Source organism: Bradyrhizobium acaciae (genome assembly GCF_020889785.1).
GTDB lineage: Bacteria > Pseudomonadota > Alphaproteobacteria > Rhizobiales > Xanthobacteraceae > Bradyrhizobium > Bradyrhizobium acaciae.
Map to the genome: position 1 here is coordinate 50,376 of NZ_JACMYK010000003.1, position 17,822 is coordinate 68,197.

At 64.8% G+C, this 17,822-nt stretch carries 15 protein-coding genes; 9 read left to right on the top strand and 6 right to left on the bottom strand.

What is annotated here, in order from left to right:
- Positions 1 to 181: 181 nt before the first annotated feature.
- On the top strand, positions 182 to 1,423 hold the full coding sequence (locus H8A92_RS02570; protein ID WP_229194297.1) for a flavin-dependent oxidoreductase: 1,242 nt from the start codon (positions 182 to 184) through the stop codon (positions 1,421 to 1,423).
- A 314-nt stretch (positions 1,424 to 1,737) separates the two neighbouring features.
- Here the strand turns inward: H8A92_RS02570 and H8A92_RS02575 are convergent, their stop codons facing one another.
- Positions 1,738 to 2,190 carry a cupin domain-containing protein gene (locus tag H8A92_RS02575; protein WP_229194405.1) on the bottom strand — a complete coding sequence of 151 codons (453 nt, stop codon included), beginning with the start codon at positions 2,188 to 2,190 and terminating at the stop codon, positions 1,738 to 1,740.
- Positions 2,191 to 2,270: 80 nt separating this feature from the next.
- A complete protein-coding gene (locus H8A92_RS02580) occupies positions 2,271 to 3,437 on the bottom strand; it encodes an ABC transporter substrate-binding protein (RefSeq protein WP_229194298.1) in 1,167 nt (388 codons plus the stop codon).
- A gap of 293 nt (positions 3,438 to 3,730) precedes the next feature.
- Here H8A92_RS02580 and H8A92_RS02585 point away from each other — a divergent pair, with 293 nt between their 5' ends.
- From H8A92_RS02585 to H8A92_RS02595, 3 genes are all read left to right on the top strand, one after another.
- Positions 3,731 to 4,225 (top strand): MarR family winged helix-turn-helix transcriptional regulator, encoded by a 495-nt coding sequence (locus tag H8A92_RS02585; protein ID WP_163152594.1) that lies wholly within the window; start codon positions 3,731 to 3,733, stop codon positions 4,223 to 4,225.
- Between the two features lie 3 nt (positions 4,226 to 4,228).
- Positions 4,229 to 5,044, top strand: a complete 816-nt coding sequence (locus H8A92_RS02590; protein WP_229194299.1) for an alpha/beta hydrolase — start codon at positions 4,229 to 4,231, stop codon at positions 5,042 to 5,044.
- A gap of 150 nt (positions 5,045 to 5,194) precedes the next feature.
- A complete protein-coding gene (locus tag H8A92_RS02595) occupies positions 5,195 to 6,838 on the top strand; it encodes a benzoate-CoA ligase family protein (protein ID WP_229194300.1) in 1,644 nt (547 codons plus the stop codon).
- Between the two features lie 37 nt (positions 6,839 to 6,875).
- On the opposite strand, the gene H8A92_RS02600 is transcribed toward H8A92_RS02595, so the two are convergent.
- Both H8A92_RS02600 and H8A92_RS02605 read right to left on the bottom strand, forming a co-directional pair.
- Complete coding sequence (locus H8A92_RS02600) at positions 6,876 to 8,477, bottom strand: MDR family MFS transporter (protein WP_229194301.1); 1,602 nt, start codon at positions 8,475 to 8,477, stop codon at positions 6,876 to 6,878.
- Between the two features lie 8 nt (positions 8,478 to 8,485).
- Entirely contained in the window at positions 8,486 to 9,673 is a 1,188-nt protein-coding gene (locus tag H8A92_RS02605) for an HlyD family secretion protein (RefSeq protein WP_229194302.1), read from the bottom strand.
- Between the two features lie 157 nt (positions 9,674 to 9,830).
- Here H8A92_RS02605 and H8A92_RS02610 point away from each other — a divergent pair, with 157 nt between their 5' ends.
- Together H8A92_RS02610 and H8A92_RS02615 are read left to right on the top strand one after the other, a co-directional pair.
- Positions 9,831 to 10,535, top strand: a complete 705-nt coding sequence (locus tag H8A92_RS02610) for a TetR/AcrR family transcriptional regulator (RefSeq protein ID WP_229194303.1) — start codon at positions 9,831 to 9,833, stop codon at positions 10,533 to 10,535.
- Positions 10,535 to 10,957, top strand: a complete 423-nt coding sequence (locus H8A92_RS02615; RefSeq protein ID WP_229194304.1) for a hypothetical protein — start codon at positions 10,535 to 10,537, stop codon at positions 10,955 to 10,957. The genes H8A92_RS02610 and H8A92_RS02615 overlap by 1 nt, the downstream gene beginning before the upstream one ends.
- Before the next feature lie 3 nt (positions 10,958 to 10,960).
- On the opposite strand, the gene H8A92_RS02620 is transcribed toward H8A92_RS02615, so the two are convergent.
- Positions 10,961 to 12,658: an ATP-binding protein gene (locus tag H8A92_RS02620; protein ID WP_229194305.1), complete on the bottom strand. Its 1,698-nt coding sequence runs from the start codon at positions 12,656 to 12,658 to the stop codon at positions 10,961 to 10,963.
- Between the two features lie 141 nt (positions 12,659 to 12,799).
- The gene (locus H8A92_RS02625; RefSeq protein WP_229194306.1) at positions 12,800 to 13,726 is read right to left on the bottom strand and encodes a LysR family transcriptional regulator; all 927 of its coding nucleotides are present in this window, start codon (positions 13,724 to 13,726) and stop codon (positions 12,800 to 12,802) included.
- A 178-nt stretch (positions 13,727 to 13,904) separates the two neighbouring features.
- Between H8A92_RS02625 and H8A92_RS02630 the strand changes: the two genes are divergently transcribed.
- The 3 genes from H8A92_RS02630 to tkt are packed head-to-tail and all read left to right on the top strand — an operon-like array spanning position 13,905 to position 17,819.
- On the top strand, positions 13,905 to 14,912 hold the full coding sequence (locus tag H8A92_RS02630) for a class 1 fructose-bisphosphatase (protein WP_229194406.1): 1,008 nt from the start codon (positions 13,905 to 13,907) through the stop codon (positions 14,910 to 14,912).
- Between the two features lie 10 nt (positions 14,913 to 14,922).
- Complete coding sequence (locus H8A92_RS02635; protein WP_229194307.1) at positions 14,923 to 15,798, top strand: phosphoribulokinase; 876 nt, start codon at positions 14,923 to 14,925, stop codon at positions 15,796 to 15,798.
- The gene (gene tkt / locus H8A92_RS02640) at positions 15,795 to 17,819 is read left to right on the top strand and encodes a transketolase (RefSeq protein WP_229194308.1); all 2,025 of its coding nucleotides are present in this window, start codon (positions 15,795 to 15,797) and stop codon (positions 17,817 to 17,819) included. The genes H8A92_RS02635 and tkt overlap by 4 nt, the downstream gene beginning before the upstream one ends.
- Positions 17,820 to 17,822 lie beyond the last annotated feature (3 nt).

Below are 17,822 nucleotides of genomic sequence, written 5' to 3' on the forward strand. Positions count from 1 at the left end.
AAGCCTTTGCGCGGGGGTGACGGAGATAGAAGGAAATGTGCTGAGCGAATGTTAATCCTAAGGCGAACCAGCACGGCTCAGGCAAGGGGCAACGCCACAAACCCGCTTGCGGCCGGGATACGGGCCATGCGACCCTAGCCCAAAGCGTAAAAACGTCCTGTTGTGAGTGGAGTAAGGGACGATGAAGGCGATTATCGTCGGAGGCGGAATCGGAGGCCTCACCACCGCATTGATGCTGCGCTCACGCGGCATCGCTTGCGAGCTGTACGAGCAGTCGGAGACGATCCGCGAGCTCGGCGTCGGCATCAACACGTTGCCGCACGCGATCCGCGAGCTGGCGGGGCTCGGTCTGCTCGACAAGCTCGACGAGGTCGCGATCCGTACCTATGAGCTGTTCTACCTGACGCGGCATGGCCAGCAGGTCTGGCATGAGAAGCGCGGGCTCGATGCAGGCCACGACGTGCCGCAGTTTTCGATCCATCGCGGCCGCCTGCAAAGCGTGATCCATCAGGCGGTGATCGACCGGCTCGGCGCGGATGCGATCCGCACCGGCTGCCGGCTCGGCTCCCTCACGCAGGACGAGGGCGGCGTCTCGGCCTATTTCTTCGACCGCAGTGGCGCCCATGTGCACACCGCGCGCGGCGACATCCTGATCGGCGCCGACGGCATCCACTCAAAAGTGCGGCAGACGCTGTTTCCGGACGAGGGTGGCCCGTGCTGGAACGGGCTGATGCTGTGGCGCGGCGCCACCGATTGGCCGGCGTTCCTGACTGGACGCTCGATGATCATCGCCGGCGGGCTGAACGCCAAGGCCGTGATCTATCCGATCGCGCCGGGGTCGAGCCCGGCGAGCCGTCTCACCAATTGGGCGGTGCTGGTGCGGATCGGCGACGGCTCTTCGCCGCCGCCGCGCCGCGAGGGCTGGTCCAATCTCGGCCGGCGCGACGAGATGACGCCCTATGTCACTGGTTTCACGATCCCGCAGGTCGACTTTGCTGGGCTGATCAACGCGACGCCGGAGTTCTGGGAGTATCCGTGCTGCGACCGCGATCCGCTGCCATACTGGTCGAGCGGCCGGGTCACGCTGCTCGGCGACGCCGCGCATCCGATGTATCCGGTCGGCTCTAACGGCGCGTCGCAGGCCGTCCTCGATGCGCGCTGCCTCGCCGATATGCTGGCGCGATCGGAGCATCCGCGTCAGGCGCTGGCCGCCTATGAGCGGCAGCGGCTGCCGATGACTGCCGACATCGTCGCCTCCAACCGCCGCGGTGGGCCGGAGGGTGTGATCGACGCCGTCGAGCAGCTTGCGCCGCAGGGCTTTACCGACGTCGATACCATCCTCAATTACGAAGCGCGCGAGGCGATCGTCCGCGGCTATGCGGCCAAGGCCGGGTTTGCCGCGCGCGTGGTGGCGCGGCAGTAGGGGAGAACGTCCGATCCGTCGATCCGTCACCCCTGAGAGAATGTGAATGTATGGCGGAGGAGCGGCACCAAACATTCAGTGTCGTCCCTGCGAAAGCAGGGACCCATAACCACCGAAGGCCATTGTTGCGCAGGGCTGGGGCCACAGCCTTCCTCAACAATTAAACCCTGTGGATATGGGTCCCTGCTTTCGCAGGGACGACGTCGGACATGTTGTCCCGCCTTCAGTCCCGTCATCCTTCGAGGCTCGCTGTGCTCGCCCCCTGAGACGCGCTGCGCACTCCTCAGTGTAACGGAGAGAAGCCAGCGCGTACGTTACGCCGGAGGCGGCGGCAGGAAATGGATGTTGTGCTCAGCGGCGAGCCGCACCACGTCCTCCGGGTTCTGCTCCTTCATGTTGTGGATCGCCCAGAACAGGTCGTAGAGCCTGCGCGTCGGTGACACCCAGAACAGCGTCTTGGCCGTCTGCTGCGACTTGTTGAAGATGCCGTGCGGCTTGCCCGCCGGCAGCCGCACCAGATCGCCTGGCGTGGCTGATTCATCGGCGCCGTTCAGCATGAAGTCGAGCTTGCCCTCGAGGATGTAGAGGTACTCGTCCTGGTCGGGGTGGATATGCGGGGGAACGAAGGCGCCCGGCGGGAAGGTGGCGTGCCAGGAGAAGGAATGCTCGGTGCGGCTCTTCGGCACGTAGGTCTGGCCAAGGATGCTCCAGGAAATGCCCTGCATGCCTTCATTGGCGCGGGTGATGCCGGCGATCTCGTCTTTCATCGTCATGTTTCCCTCTCTTTTGTTTGACGCGGTTTCTTCACGCGAACCGGTGTCCTCTTCGCGTGAAGACGCTTCGTGACTTACTTGGCGGCGCAGTCCTTGGCGTAGCGATCGCCGTAGTTCGAAAACACCTTTTCGACGATCTCGGTCTGGAATTTGCCGTCGGGCCGCTTCGCGACCTTGGTGAGATAGAAATCCTGGATCGGATAGCCGTTGTTGTTGAACTTGAAGTTACCGCGCAGCGAGGTGAAGTCGGCCTTCTTCAGCGCGGCCGCGACCGCGTCCTTGTTGGAGAGATCGCCCTTCACGGCTTTCACCGCGCTGTCGATCAGCAGCGCTGCGTCATAAGCCTGCATGGCATAGGTGCCGGGCACGCCGTTGTAGGCCGCTTCATAGGCCGCAACGAACTTCTTGCTTTGGGGATTGTCTAGGTTCGGTGCCCAGTTCGCGCCGCCGAACATGCCGACCGCGGCGTCCTGCTGCGCGGGCAAAGTGGATTCGTCGACGGTGAAGGCGGAGAGCACCGGCACGGTGGCGCCGGCCTGCTTGTACTGCTTGACGAGGTTGACGCCCATGCCGCCGGGCATGAAGGTGAACAGCGCGTCCGGCTTCTGCGCGGCGATCTTGGACAGCTCGGGCTGGAAATCCAGCGTGTTCAGCGGCGTGTAGGACTCCTCTGTTATCTCGCCCTTGTAGTCGAGCTTGAAGCCGGCGACGGAGTCGCGGCCGGCCTGGTAATTCGGCACCAAGAGGTAGACGCGCTTGTAGCCGCGGTCCTGCGCCACCTTGCCGAGGATCTCGTGTACCTGGTCGTTCTGGTACGAGGTCACGTAGAAGAACGGGTTGCACTCCTTGCCGGCATAGCTGGAGGGGCCGGCATTCGGGCTGATCAGGAAGGTCTTGCTGTCGGTGACCGGGCGATGGATCGCCAGCAGGATGTTGGAGAAGATCGGGCCGACCACGAAATCCACCTTGTCGCGCTCGAGCAGGCCGCGCACCTTGACCACGGCAGCGTCGGGCTTCAGCTCGTCGTCGGCATTGACGATCTCGACATCGCGACCGGCCATCTTGCCGCCGAGGTCCTTGACCGCGAGCGCAAAGCCGTCGCGGACCTGCTGGCCGAGCGCCGCGGCCGGACCGGAGGTCGTGACCAGCACGCCGATCTTGATCTTGTCCTGCGCTGCCGCCGGCGTGATTGCGATACCCAGCAGCGCCGCCAATCCCACGAGCTTCGTCGATTGCTTCATCTCACTCCCCCAACCATTGCCTTGATGACCTGGTCTCAGCCTGTTTTGCCTCAGCTTAGTCTGACGCGCGCGACCGCTGCAAGCGATGTGGCAATGCGTCAGGGCGATCGTCGCGCAGCATGCAAGTGCTGCACATGCAAGCGCCGCGCCAATTGCTTGAAGTTTAAAGAAATTGCAGGATCGCGCCGGCGCACCGGCCAGGATTCGCAATTGTCCTTGCGGCGCGCCGCGAATTGCTTGAAGCTCAAAGTAACCGGTCCGACAGGAACCCGCCGCGGAGGCACAATCGCCGCATGAACCTCGATTCTGAAACCAAAGCCGTCGAACTGCCTGACGATCACGGCACCGAGCTCAGGCTGTGGCTGCGCCTCTTGACCTGTACCACGCTGATCGAAGGCGAGGTCCGCAGCCGGTTGCGCGAGAAATTCGACGTCACGCTGCCGCGCTTCGACCTGATGGCCCAGCTCGACAAGGTGTCCGACGGCATGACGCTGTCGGATCTCTCGAAGCGGATGATGGTGTCCAACGGCAACGTCACGGGGCTGGTCGAGCGCCTGGTTGAATCAGGCCATCTCGACCGCCGCACCTCCGAGACCGATCGCCGCGTGCAGTTCATCCGGTTGACCAAGCTCGGCCGCGCTGAATTCCGCAAGATGGCTACCGAGCACGAGAAATGGATCGCCGATGTCTTCGGCGACCTCTCGCCGAAGGATATCCGCGAATTGATGCGGCTGCTCGCCAAGGCCAAGGGCTCGGCGCAGCGCTCTGCCAAGGCGAGGTCGGCTTAAGCCGTGACCGGGATCGATTACGAGGTCGAATACAACAATCGGGCACGGGTGCCGGAAAATCCGGCGCTGATGGCCGGCTGGGCGAGGGACGCCGCGGCCTATCGCGAGCAACACCCGCCGCGACGGCTGACCTATGGTCCGGGCGCCCGCAACGTCATCGACCTGTTCGAGGGCGACCGTGGCGGGCCGCTCGTCGTCTTCATCCACGGTGGCTACTGGCAGGCGCTCGACGGCTCGTCCTCAAGCCACTGCGCGCGCGGCCTCAATGGCCACGGCATCAGCGTCGCGGTGCCGAGCTACGATCTTTGCCCCGCCGTCTCGGTCGCTGACATCATCGGCGAGCTGCGCGCGGCGTGCCGTGAACTTGCAAAACTCGGCCGGCCGCTGGTCGTGTCGGGACACTCCGCCGGCGGACATCTTGCCGCGTGCATGCTCGCGACCGATTGGCCGGCCTTCGACGCGTCGTTGCCGAACAATCTGGTCAGGGCTGCTTACGCGATCTCCGGCCTGTTCGAGCTCGAGCCGCTGGTCGGCACCACCATCAACAAGGCGCTTGGCCTTGACCGCGACGCAGCAAGGGCGGCGAGCCCGCTGCTCTGGAAAGCCCCCGCCGGCGCTACGCTCGATGCCGTCGTCGGCGGCGCCGAGAGCGCCGAATATCATCGGCAGAGCCGAAGCATCGTCGATGTCTGGGGCAAGGCCGGCGTGGCGACCCGGTTCGGCACTGTGCCCGACGCCAATCATTTCACCGCGATCGCGCCGCTCGCCGACCCGGCGTCGGTGATGGTGGCGCGGTTGAGGCAGCTCACACGAATCTAAGATTCTAGCGGCGCGCCCATTCTGCACCCTTGCGTCAAATTATTTTAAGTATAAAATGATTGGCGATCGGAACGCTGCCGGGCGTCCTCGATACTGGTCTTCTCGATATTGGTCTTTGGCCTTTCTGGATGGAAAGCGAGGGGCGATCGAATGTCAGGTGAATTTCCCGGGCTCGGCCCATCCGGGCATGTCGACGATTTCGCGCGGCGCAACCTGCCGCCGTCAGAGCAATGGCCGCAGCTGCTGCTCGACCGTCCGGAATTCAAATATCCCGATTATCTCAACGCCGCGGTCGAACTGACCGACCGCATCGTCGAGCAAGGGATGGGCGATCGCATCGCGCTGATCGGCAACGGCCGCCAGCGTACCTACAAGGAATTGACCGACTGGTCGAACCGCCTGGCGCATGCGCTGGTGGAGAATTACGGCGTCAAGCCCGGCAATCGCGTGCTGATCCGTTCGGGCAACAACCCGGCGCTGGTGGCGGCGTGGCTCGCGGCGACCAAGGCCGGCGCCGTCGTCGTCAACACCATGCCGATGTTGCGCGCCGGCGAATTGGCCAAGATCGTCGACAAGGCCGAGATAGCGCTGGCGCTGACCGACAGCCGGATCGCAGACGAATTGGTGGCCTGTGCCAAGACCAGCAAATTCCTCAAGCAGGTCGTCAATTTCGACGGCACGCAGAACCATGACGCCGAGCTCGATCGGATCGCGTTGAACAAGCCGGTCAAGTTCGATGCAGTGAAGACCGGCCGCGACGATGTCGCGCTGCTCGGCTTCACGTCGGGCACGACGGGCGAGCCCAAGGCGACGATGCACTTCCACCGCGATCTCCTGATCGTCGCGGACGGCTATGCCAGGGAAGTGCTCAAGGTGACGCCGGACGACGTCTTCGTCGGCTCGCCGCCGCTCGCCTTTACGTTCGGCCTCGGCGGGCTCGCGATCTTCCCGCTGCGCTTCGGCGCCACCGCGACGCTGCTGGAGAACGCTGCGCCGAGCGAGATGATCCGGATCATCGAGACCTACAAGGCAACGATCTGCTTCACCGCGCCGACCGCCTATCGCGCGATGATGGCCGCGATGGACAAGGGCGCCGATCTGTCCTCGCTTCGGCTGGCGGTCTCGGCCGGCGAGACGTTGCCGGCGCCGGTGTTCGAGAGCTGGACGAAGAAGACCGGCAAGCCGATCCTCGACGGCATCGGCAGCACCGAGCTGCTGCATATCTTCATCACCAATCGCACCGGCAGCGCCGTCGCGGGCACCACGGGCACGCCCGTCTCGGGCTACGAAGCCCGGATCGTCGACGAGGACATGAACGAGCTGCCGCCGGGCCAGGTCGGCAAGCTTGCGGTTCGCGGGCCGACCGGCTGCCGTTATCTCGCGGACTCCAGGCAGACCAAATATGTCCGCGACGGCTGGAACATCACCGGCGATGCCTTTGTCAGCGACGAGAACGGCCGGTTGTCGTTCGTGGCGCGCGCCGACGACATGATCATCTCGGCGGGCTACAATATCGCCGGCCCCGAGGTTGAGGCGGCGCTGCTCGCGCATCCCGATGTCGCGGAATGCGCCGTGATCGGTGCGCCGGACGAGGAGCGCGGACAAATCGTCTCGGCGTTCATCGTGCTGAAGCAGGGTGCGCGAACCGACGATGTCGAGGTCAAAATGTTGCAGGATCACGTCAAGGCGACGATCGCGCCGTATAAATATCCCCGCGCGATCGCTTTCGTCGAGGCGTTGCCGAAGACCCAGACCGGAAAGATCCAGCGCTTCAAGCTGCGCGAGGCGAGCTGAGGGGGCAGGGCGACGGCCGTGGCTGTCGCCCTCGACTTCAATGCGCGCCGGCGCTGCCGGCCGCGCTCTTCGGCTTGCCGGTCAGAACGATCGCGATCGCGGCGAGCACCAGCACGACGCCGATCACCGCGAAGGCGTCACTGAAGCCAAGCACCAGCGCCTGACGCTTCACGATGTTGCCGATCGCCACGATCGCCTGGTTGTGTGCGGTGGCGGGGTCCGAGATGCCGTGGCTGAGGAAGTAGTTGGTGACCTCGGCTATCCGGGTCCGCACCTCGTCGCGGCCGAGATGAACCGACTGGCCGATAATGTTGGAGTGGAATTGCTCGCGCTTGGTGACGATGGTCGAGAGCAGCGCGGTGCCGATCGCGCCGCCGAGGTTGCGCATCATGTTGGAGATGCCGGAGGCCGCCGGCGCATCCTGCGGCGCGACGCTGCCGAGGCTGATGGCGGACAATGGCGCCAGCGTAATCGCCTGGCCGACAGCGCGAACGATGTTCGGATAGAAGAACTGGTCGCCTGAATAGTCGAGCGACATCTGGATGTTCATGAAGGAGGAGACCGCGAACAGCGCCATGCCGGTGAACGCGATCAGGCGGGCATCAAAGCGCTGCATCAGCTTCGGCACCAGCGGGATCAGGATCAGCTGCGGCAGGCCGGTCCAGGCCAGCACCTGGCCGATCTGCTCGGCATTGTAGCGCTGCACCTGGCCGAGATAGGCGGGCAGCAGATAGACCGAGCCGAACAGCGCAAAGCCGACGAATACGGCCGAGATGGTGCCGAAGCCGAAGCTGCGCTGGGTCAGCAGCCGCAGCCGCAGCAGCGGCTTCTCGACGACCAGCTCGATCCAGATGAACAGGGTCAGGCTGACCGCGGCGATCACCGCGAGCTTGACGATGAAGGGCGAGCCGAACCAGTCGTCCTTGTTGCCTTCCTCCAGCACCGCCTGCAGCGACGATAGACCGATCGCCATCGTGATGATGCCGAGCCAGTCGCCTTCGCGCAGCAGATGCAGTTGCATCGGCTGGCGCTCCAGCGTGAAAGAGAGGGTGGCGACCATGACAGCGGTCGGGATCACGTTGACGAAGAAGATGGTCTGCCAGCCGTAATTTTCGGTCAGGTAGCCGCCGATGGTCGGGCCGATCGCCGGCGCAAAGGTTACCGCGAGCGCGAACATCGCCAGCCCGATCGGCTGTTGCGGCTTCGGCAGCTTGGTGAAAACCAGCGTGAAGGCCATCGGGATCAGCACGCCGCCGAAGAAGCCCTGCAGGCCGCGCATCGCGATCATCGACGGCAGATCGTGGGTGAAGGCACAGGCGACCGAGAAGGCTGCGAACAGCGTGGCGAAGCTGATGATGATCTTGCGGAACGAGAACACCCGGCTGAGATAGTCGGTGAGCGGGATCACCACGATCTCGCCGATCAGGTAGGACGTCGAGATCCAGGAGCCATTGTCGACGCCGGTTCCGATGCCGCCCTCGATGTTGAGCAGCGAGGCGTTGGTGATCTGGATGTTGAGGATCGCCATGAAGGCGCCGATCATGGCCGCCAGGATCGAGATCCAGACGGTCAGACTGGCGCGATTGGGATCTACGGCGGCGCGGGGCGCGGCGGCGGAGGAGAGCGCGAGATCGGACATGACATCACCTATTTGAATGAGGCGACAGCGAGTTTCGGCGTGGCTTTTGCGTGCGGAGCTTCCTCAGTCGGACGCGACAGCGTCGCGATGGAGGGAATCACCGACATGCCCGGCCGCAGGTCGACATTGGTTGCGTCGAGCACGATCTTTACCGGGATGCGCTGCACCACCTTGGTGAAGTTGCCGGTGGCGTTATCCGGCGGCAGCAGAGCGAACTCCTGGCCGCTCGCCGGCGCCAGGCTGTCGACATGGCCGCGCACGACCTGACCGGGGAACATGTCGACTTCGATCTCGACCGGCTGGCCCTTGCGGACGTTGGTGAGCTGCGTCTCCTTGTAGTTTGCGATCACATAGGCGCCGGTGGCCGGCACCAGCGACATCAATTGCGTGCCGGCCTGGACGAACTGGCCGGTGCGCAGGGTGCGGTTACCGACCACGCCGTCGATCGGGGCAGTGATGGTGGTGTAGCCGAGGTTCAGCTCGGCCTGATGCTGGAGCGCGGTCGCCCGGGCCTGCGCCGCGATCGCCTGGGCGATGTCGGCCTTGAGCAGCTCGACCTGGCGCAGCGCGGAGGCGAGGTTTGCGGTATCGCGAGCGACGGCGGCCTGCGCGCTGGCGTAGCGCGACTGCGCCTGCTGCGCGTTCTGCACGCTGCCGAAGCCGGTGCCGGCGAGGTCGGTGTAGCGCTTGTTCTCCTGCTCGGCGAAGGTCTGCGTCGCGGTGTCGACGGCGAGCGTCGCGCGGGCCGCTTCGATCACCGACTGCTGCACGTCGAGCTGCGCGCGCTTGCTGGTGATCGCAGCTTCAGCGGCGGCGACGTCGGCCTTGGTCTGATCCAACGCGACCTTGAAATCGCGATCGTCGATCCGCGCCAGCATCTGGCCGGCACGCACGTGCTCGTTATCACCCACCAGCACCGCGCTGAGATAGCCGGACACCTTGGGCGCGATGGTGGTGTTGTCGGCCTTCACATAGGCGTCGTCGGTCGAGACCTGAAAGCGGCCGACCGTCCAGTAATCCCAGCCGTACCATGCCCCGCCCGCGAGGGCGGCGAGCGCCGCGCCCGTCAGCAGCAGGCGGCGAAGCTTGCCCTTGGCGGCGGCCGGCTTGGCTGCCTCCGGGGCGGCGATCAATTGCTTGGCGGTCTCGGCCGGAACCTGGCTTTCGGCCTTGAATGATGTCTCATGCTGGCTCATGGCAGGCGCTCCTGATCTGCTCTATCCCGTTGGAAAACCTTGTCAATCTCGGTATCCGGTCACGGGATTAATTAGGAAACTTGATGTTTTCCAAAATAGAGCCCATATTGGGACTGTCAATAGAATGACAGTCATCATCTAAAAGCATGGCTCGCGGATGAACCGGAACGACAAAGTCCAGACTGAGCAAAGCGTGCCGGAGCGGCGCGGTCGCGGGCGGCCGCAGCTTCGTTCCGACGATGAGACGCGTGCGCTGATCTATGAGGCAGCGCGGCGCGAGTTCTCCGAGCGCGGCTTCGCGGCGGCAAGTATCGCCGACGTGGCCTGCCGTGCCGGCGTCTCCACCAAGACGCTCTATCGTTTGATCCCGACCAAGCTGGCGCTGTTCGAAGGCATGGTGACCGACAGGGTGGACCGGTTCGTGTCCATCGTGAATCTCGGCGCCTGCGACGGTCGCAACGTTGCGGCGGCGCTGGAGGCTGCATTGCGAACTTGCGCCGAGCTCATTCTCGATGCCGAGGTGATCGCGCTGCAACGGATCATCCTGGCGGAGAGCGACAAATTTCCCGACATTGCCGAGACGTTCTACGAAAAGGCCATGCAGCGGACCATCGCGGCGCTGGCGAGTTGGCTGGGCGTGCAGCAGCGGCGAGGGCGGATCGTGCTTGATGATGCCGAGGTGGCCGCAGGCATGCTGCTCGGCATGTTCGTGTTCAAGCCGCAGCGCGACGTGATGTTCGGGCACAAGCCGGTGCTGACGCGCAACGAGATCGAAGCGCGCGCCAAGGCCTGTGCGGCGCTGTTCCTCTCGGGATGCGCCGTGCCGGCCGACCAGATCAAGAAACAGAGCGGAGACGCATGATGCCGGAGCCGGCCGCGACCTACACCGTCGAGGCGCAGATCTCGCGCGACGATCAGGCGAGGTGCGAGGATGTGCTGACGCGCTGGATGGCAGCGCTCAATCGCTATGACGCCGCGGCCATGGATGCGCTGATGCACTTCCCGCATGTGCGGATCGCCGGCGGCGTGGTCACCGTCTATCAGCATGCCGGCAACAATCCGATGGACCTGTTCGAGCGGCTGCGCAAACAGGACGGCTGGCACCACAGCGCCTGGAACGAGACGAAGCTTGTCCAGTCCTCGCCGGCCAAAGCCCACTACGCCGTCCGCTACACCCGTTATCGCGAGGACGGATCGGTCATCGGGGTCTACGATTCCCTCTATGTGCTGAGCCTGCTCGACGGCGCCTGGAAGATCCAGAGCCGTTCGAGCTTTGGACCCTAAGCGTTACTTGGCGGCCACCGCTGCTGCGGGAGGCTGCGTCAGCACCTGCCGGATCATGCGCGCCAGATCGGCTTTTCGGTAAGGCTTCGGCAACAGCGTCACGTCGGGGTCGAGACGGCCGTGATGGATGATCGCGTCCTCGGTATAGCCTGATGTAAAGAGCACGCGCACCGAGGGCAGCTTGGCGATCACGGCATCGGCGACCTGCCGGCCATTCATGCCGCCGGACATGATGACGTCGGTGAACAGCACGTCGCAGACGAAGCCCTTCTCGACCGCAGCCAGGGCTTCGGGGCCGTTGGCGGTGACCATGGTGCGGTAGCCGAGCTGCTCGAGCTGGGCGCTGACGTAATTGCGGACCAGCGGATCGTCCTCGACGACCAGGATGGATTCATTGCCGCCTCGGGTGTCGACCGGAGGCGGCGGCTCGACGTCGACCATGTCGCCCATGCTGCGCGGCAGATAGAGCTTGATCGACGTGCCGTGGCCCTCTTCGGAATAGATCTTGAGATGCCCGTCGGACTGCTTGATGAAGCCGTAAACCATGCTGAGCCCGAGGCCGGTGCCCTTGCCGGTGTCCTTGGTGGTGAAGAACGGCTCGAACACCTTGTCGCGGATTGCCGCAGGGATTCCGCCGCCGGTGTCGCTGACCGCGACCATCACATACTCGCCCGCGCGCACGTCGGGATTGGCGGCGGCATAGACCTCGTCGAGGATGACGTTGCTGGTCTCCAGCATCAGCTTGCCGCCGTCGGGCATCGCATCGCGGGCATTGACGGCGAGATTGAGCAGCGCGGTCGCCATGTGGTTGGGGTCGATGAAGGCCGGCCAGGCGTCGGGCTCGAGCGCGGTATCGATCTCGATCTGCTCGCCGAGCGACGGGCGCAGCAGCCGCGCGGTGTCCTGCACCAGCGTGTTGAGATCGGCTTCGCGCGGCTGCAGCGGCTGCTGCCGCGAGAACGCCAGCAGATGCTTGGTCACCTCGGCGCCGCGAAATGCGGCGTCGCTGATCATTTTTGTCACCGACGAAAGCGCGGCATCGTGCTCGACCGCCTCGGCGAGGATGTCGATCAGGCCGGTGATGACGGTCAGGATGTTGTTGAAGTCATGGGCGATGCCGCCGGTGAGGTGCCCGACGGCCTCCATCTTCTGCACCTGGCGCAGCTTCTGCTCGGTTTCCAGTTGCTCGCGGGCGGCCTCGACCTCGCGGGCGCGCATGAAGATTTCGGCTTCCATCTGCTCGGTGCGCTCGCGCAGCCGGTCGGTCAGTTCGGCCTGCTCGGCGCCGCGCTGCTTCAGCTGGATGAAGCTGGTGACGTCTTCCACCCGATGGATGATGTAGATGAATTGTCCGGTCGGCCCGAACACCGGCGTATTGCGCGGGCTCCAGTACTTTTCCTCGAATCCGCCGCCTTCCGACTCGGGCTTGCGGATGTCGTATTTCTGCACCGACATGGTGTCGGGGCGACGGAACTGGACCACGCGCTCGAGCGAAGCGCGCAGGTTCCGCACTCCGTCTGCCGCCGGATCGTCCGGATTGTCGGGAAAGATCTCGAACAGGTGGCGTCCGAGGACCGCCGCGCGCTCGGTCTTGGTGGCACGCAGATAGGCGTCGCTTGCTGCCACGATACGGAAGTCGGGCTGCGTCAGCACCAGATACAGGCCGGGCGCCGCCTCGAATAACGCCTTGAAGTCAGGCATCGGCGGGGACTGATTTTGCAGTTCATCCTCCCACGCAGGGATACGGTCCGCGACCGCACTCAAGATGTGACATGCGTCTGCCGGAACTTCAATGGTTAACATACGGTACCGGCTCGATTTTTTAGATCGCGCGCGCTGCGGCTAATGGGAATTCGGCAGATACCGCCAGCCTTCCTTGCCGAGGAAGTCCAGCATCGCCTGCGCGGGCGGCAGCAGGATCTTGTCGGTGCGCCGGATCGCCTGCCACTGTCGGACGATCGGCAAGCCCTTCACCTTGAGCACCACCAGGCGGCCGTCCTCCAGCTCATGGAATACCGTGTGCTGGGAGATGAAGGCGATGCCGAGCCCTGCCATGACCGCCTGCTTGATGGTCTCGTTGCTGTCCATGGCCATGCCGAGCTTCGGCTCCAGCCCGACCCGTTCGAAATATTGCTGCATCAGCATCCGCGTGCCTGATCCTTGCTCGCGGGTGATGAAGGTTTCATTGGCGAGCTCCGACGGTGCGACGTGCCGGCGCCGCGCCAGCCGATGATCGGGTGCGGCGATGATGAAGTGCGGATGCCGGCCGAGCGGCTTCATCTCGACCTCGACATCGGCCGGCGGCCGGCCCATCACGGCGATGTCGAGATCGTAGCCGCGCAGCGCGTCGCGGATCTCCTCGCGGTTGCCGATCCGCAGCGTGACTTCGATCTTGGGGAAGCGGCGCGAGAACGCTGCGATCGCGAACGGCACGAAGTATTTCGCGGTAGAGACCGCGCCCATCGCGACGCGGCCGCCGCTCCGGCCCGCGATCATGTCGAGCGATTGCTCGCAATCCTTCAACGCCGCCTCGATCCGCTCGACCAGCGTCAGCACATGCGCGCCGGCATCCGTCAGCGCCATGCCGTCGCCGGTGCGCTGGATCAGCGGCAAGCCCGCGAGCGCCTGCAGGTTGCGAAGCTGCAGCGTCACCGCCGGCTGTGTCAGGTTCAAGCGGTTGGCCGCGGACGTGATCGAGCCGGCCTCGTGCAAGGTCGACAATGCGCGCAGTTGGCGGATGGTGAGATCCCGCGAGAAGTTGCCGGCCATGACAAGCTCCATAAGAAATACTTTGCTCGGACCAAAGATAATAAAATTTCCCTAATTGGGCAATTCGCGCGTTGATACGGCGAAGGCGACTCCCTGAGGTCGCCTCTCGAAGCCTCGGGACAGAGGGCGCGATCATAGGGAGAGGCCGGTGGAGATTCGTCCTGCATTACATGCCCATCTGGAGTGGCCGACGCAGCACAACCCGTTGCGTGCCGTGACCGTCACGGTGATCGAAGCGCTTGCCGGTGCCGCGATCGAGCTGTCGCGCATCATTGCCGCCGGGCCGCTCGCCGGCATCGGCGGCGAGAGCGGCGGCGTCAATCCGGACGGTGATCGCCAGAAGACCATCGACATCGTCGCCGACCGCCTGATGCGCGACGCGCTGGGGGCCGCGCCGGTCGCTGCGGTTCTGTCCGAGGAGGTCGAGCTGCCCGAGACGCTCGATCCCGACGCGCCGCTCTGTGTCGCGATCGATCCGCTCGATGGCTCCGCCAATCTCGAAAACAATGTCTCGATCGGCACGATCTTCTCGATCCGGCCGAAGGGCAACGACGCCATCTCGACCTTCTTCGAGCCCGGCACCGCGCAATGTGCCGCCGGCTGCTTCATCTACGGTCCGCAGACCGTGCTGGTGCTGGCGCTCGACCAGTGCGTCGACTGTTTCACGCTCGACCCGCGAACCGGCGAGTTCGTCCTGACCGGGCGCGACCTGCGGGTGCCGCAGGGCGCGTCGGAGTTCGCCATCAATGCCTCGAACCGGCGGCACTGGAGCAGCCCGGTGCGCAACTACATCGACGACTGCCTCGCCGGGGTGAATGGCGAACTCGGGCAGGACTACAACATGCGCTGGATTGGCTCGCTGGTGGCGGAAGCCTACCGAATCCTGATGCGGGGCGGCGTGTTCCTGTATCCGGCGGATGCGCGCCAGGGTTACCGCGAAGGCCGATTGCGCCTGCTGTACGAGGCGCATCCGATCGCACTGATCATGGAATGGGCGGGCGGCGCCGCGTCGAGTGGCCGGGCGCGCATCCTCGAACTATCGGCACGGACGCCGCATCAGCGGGTTCCGCTCATCATGGGATCGGCGCGCGCCGTGCGCGACGTCGATGCGATCCACCTGACCGTCGAGCCGTTGTTCGAGAGCAGCGATGCCCCGCTGTTCGCGCGGCGCGGCCTGTTCCGCTGAGGGGGAGCGCATGTCTCGTCGACATCCCATCATCTCCATCACCGGCTCGTCCGGCGCCGGCACCACCTCGGTGAAGAAGACGTTCGCGAACATCTTCCGCCGCGAGAACGTGGTTGCGGCCTACATCGAGGGCGACGCCTTCCACCGCTACGACCGCGCCGAGATGCGCAGCATGATGTCGGAGAAGGCCGAGCGCGGCAACAAGCACTTCAGCCATTTCAGCCCCGAGACCAATCTGTTCGAGGAACTGGAAAAGCTGTTCAGCGACTATGCCGAGACCGGCACCGGAACGACGCGGCACTATGTGCACGACGAGGAAGAATCGCGGCTCTACGGCGCCAAGCCCGGCACCTTCACCGCTTGGGAGGCGCTGCCCGAGAATTCCGACCTGCTGTTCTACGAGGGTCTGCATGGCGCCGTGGTCACCGACAAGGTGAATGTCGCGCAGCACGCCGACCTCAAGATCGGCGTCGTGCCGGTCATCAATCTCGAATGGATCCAGAAGCTGCACCGCGATCGCAGCCATCGCGGCTACTCCACCGAGGCGGTGACCGACACCATCCTGCGCCGCATGCCGGACTATGTGAATTACATCTGCCCGCAATTCACCGAGACCGACATCAACTTCCAGCGCGTGCCGACCGTCGACACGTCGAATCCATTCATCGCGCGCTGGATCCCGACGCCCGATGAATCGATGGTCGTGATCCGCTTGAAGAACCCGCGCGGCATCGATTTTCCCTATCTGCTCTCGATGATCCCGAACAGCTTCATGTCGCGCGCCAACTCGATCGTGGTGCACGGCGCCAAGCTCGACCTCGCGATGCAGCTGATCCTGACCCCGCTGATCCTGCAACTGATCGAACGAAAGAGGCGAACGATATGACGACCGCACTTGCGTCCGTTGCCAGCCGCCCTGACGTCGCACACGACGAGATGGCCAACGCCATCCGCTTCCTCGCCATCGACGCGGTGGAGCAGGCGAAATCCGGCCATCCCGGCATGCCGATGGGCATGGCCGATGTCGCCACCGTGCTGTTCACCGACTTCCTGAAGTTCGATCCGGCCGATCCGACATGGCCCGACCGCGACCGCTTCGTGCTGTCTGCGGGGCACGGCTCGATGCTGCTCTATGCGGTGCTTTATCTCACCGGTTACGAGAGCATGACGCTCGATCAGCTCAAGGCGTTCAGGCAGTGGGGCTCGCAGACCCCGGGGCATCCCGAGTATGGCCATACGCCTGGTGTCGAGACCACGACCGGACCGCTCGGGCAGGGCATCGCGACCGCGGTCGGCATGGCGCTGGCCGAGCGATTGATGAATGCCCGTTTCGGCGACGACCTCGTCGACCACTACACCTATGTGATCGCCGGCGACGGTTGCCTGATGGAGGGCCTCAGCCATGAGGCGATCTCGTTCGCCGGCCATTTGCGGCTGAACCGGCTGATCGTTCTGTTCGACGACAACCGCATCTCGATCGACGGTGCGACTTCGCTGTCCTGTTCGGACGATCAGGCTGCGCGGTTTGCGGCCAGCGGCTGGAACGTCTGCCGCATTGACGGCCACGATCCGCAGGCAATCTCCGCGGCGATCAGGCAGGCACGCGCGAGCGATCGTCCGTCGCTGATTGCCTGCCGCACGGTGATCGGGTTCGGTGCGCCGAACCGGCAGGGCAGCGAGAAGGTGCACGGAGCGCCACTCGGTGCCGATGAGGTGGCGAAGACCCGCAGCGCGCTGCGGTGGCCGTATCCGGCCTTCGAGATCCCCGATGTGGTTCTGGCCGAATGGCGCGAGCTCGGCGGCCGTGGCCGCGACGCGCGGCGGGCGTGGATCGAGCGTTCGCGTGCCGCCTGCAAGGCAGACAAGGGCGGACGGTCGCCGTTTCATGACGCACTGAATCGGAGACTGCCCTGCGCCTATACCAAGGCGATGGCGGCGCTCCTCGAGCGCTTTGCAACCGAGCGGCCGAAGCTCGCGACGCGACAGGCCTCGCAGCAGGTCATCGACGTGATCGCGGAGGCGTTGCCGAATCTGCTGGGCGGCTCGGCCGACCTCACGCACTCCAACCTGACGCTGGCGAAGTCGCAGGTTTCGGTGCGGCCGGAAACGCTCGACGGCAGCTACATCCACTACGGCATCCGCGAGCACGGCATGGCGGCAGCGATGAACGGCATCGCGCTGCATGGCGGGTTCATTCCCTATGGCGGCACCTTCCTCAGCTTCGCCGATTACAGTCGGCCGGCGATCCGTCTTGCAGCGCTGATGGGCATCCGCGTCATCCATGTGATGACCCATGACTCGATCGGACTCGGCGAGGACGGGCCGACGCATCAGCCGGTCGAGCATCTGGCGGCGCTGCGCGCGATTCCCAACGTCCTGGTGTTCCGCCCGGCCGATGCGGTCGAAACGGCGGAAGCCTGGGATTGCGCGCTGAAGGCGGAGAGTTCGCCGTCGATCCTCTGCCTGTCGCGGCAGGCGCTGCCGACCGTGCGTGACGGCAGCAAGGACAACCAGGTCGCGCTCGGCGCCTACGTTCTCGTCGAGCCGGCCTTCGCGCGTGACGTCACCCTGATTGCAACGGGTTCGGAGGTGGCGATCGCGCTCGAAGCCGCAAGGCTGCTGGCGGAAGACGGGGTACAGGCCGCGGTCGTCTCGGCCCCGTGCTTCGACCTGTTCCGCCAGCAGCCGAGCGACTATCGCGTGAAAGTGCTGGGCAGCGTCCCGCGCGTCGGCGTCGAAGCCGCAGTCGAAGGCGACTGGGCGCGCTGGCTCGGCGAGGACGGTGCGTTCGTGGGCTTGACCGGCTTCGGCGCCTCGGCGCCGGCTGACGTGCTCTACCGCGAATTCGGTATCACGCCTGCGGCGGTCGCCGCCAGCGCAAAACAGCTCATTCAACGAGCGAATTGAAAG

Coding starts and splice junctions, on each gene's coding strand:
- H8A92_RS02570 (WP_229194297.1), top strand. CDS start 182: ATGAAGGCGATTATCGTCGGAGGCGGAATCGGAGGCCTCACCACCGCA.
- H8A92_RS02575 (WP_229194405.1), bottom strand. CDS start 2,190: ATGAAAGACGAGATCGCCGGCATCACCCGCGCCAATGAAGGCATGCAG.
- H8A92_RS02580 (WP_229194298.1), bottom strand. CDS start 3,437: ATGAAGCAATCGACGAAGCTCGTGGGATTGGCGGCGCTGCTGGGTATC.
- H8A92_RS02585 (WP_163152594.1), top strand. CDS start 3,731: ATGAACCTCGATTCTGAAACCAAAGCCGTCGAACTGCCTGACGATCAC.
- H8A92_RS02595 (WP_229194300.1), top strand. CDS start 5,195: ATGTCAGGTGAATTTCCCGGGCTCGGCCCATCCGGGCATGTCGACGAT.
- H8A92_RS02600 (WP_229194301.1), bottom strand. CDS start 8,477: ATGTCCGATCTCGCGCTCTCCTCCGCCGCCGCGCCCCGCGCCGCCGTA.
- H8A92_RS02605 (WP_229194302.1), bottom strand. CDS start 9,673: ATGAGCCAGCATGAGACATCATTCAAGGCCGAAAGCCAGGTTCCGGCC.
- H8A92_RS02610 (WP_229194303.1), top strand. CDS start 9,831: ATGAACCGGAACGACAAAGTCCAGACTGAGCAAAGCGTGCCGGAGCGG.
- H8A92_RS02615 (WP_229194304.1), top strand. CDS start 10,535: ATGCCGGAGCCGGCCGCGACCTACACCGTCGAGGCGCAGATCTCGCGC.
- H8A92_RS02620 (WP_229194305.1), bottom strand. CDS start 12,658: ATGCCTGACTTCAAGGCGTTATTCGAGGCGGCGCCCGGCCTGTATCTG.
- H8A92_RS02625 (WP_229194306.1), bottom strand. CDS start 13,726: ATGGCCGGCAACTTCTCGCGGGATCTCACCATCCGCCAACTGCGCGCA.
- H8A92_RS02635 (WP_229194307.1), top strand. CDS start 14,923: ATGTCTCGTCGACATCCCATCATCTCCATCACCGGCTCGTCCGGCGCC.
- tkt (WP_229194308.1), top strand. CDS start 15,795: ATGACGACCGCACTTGCGTCCGTTGCCAGCCGCCCTGACGTCGCACAC.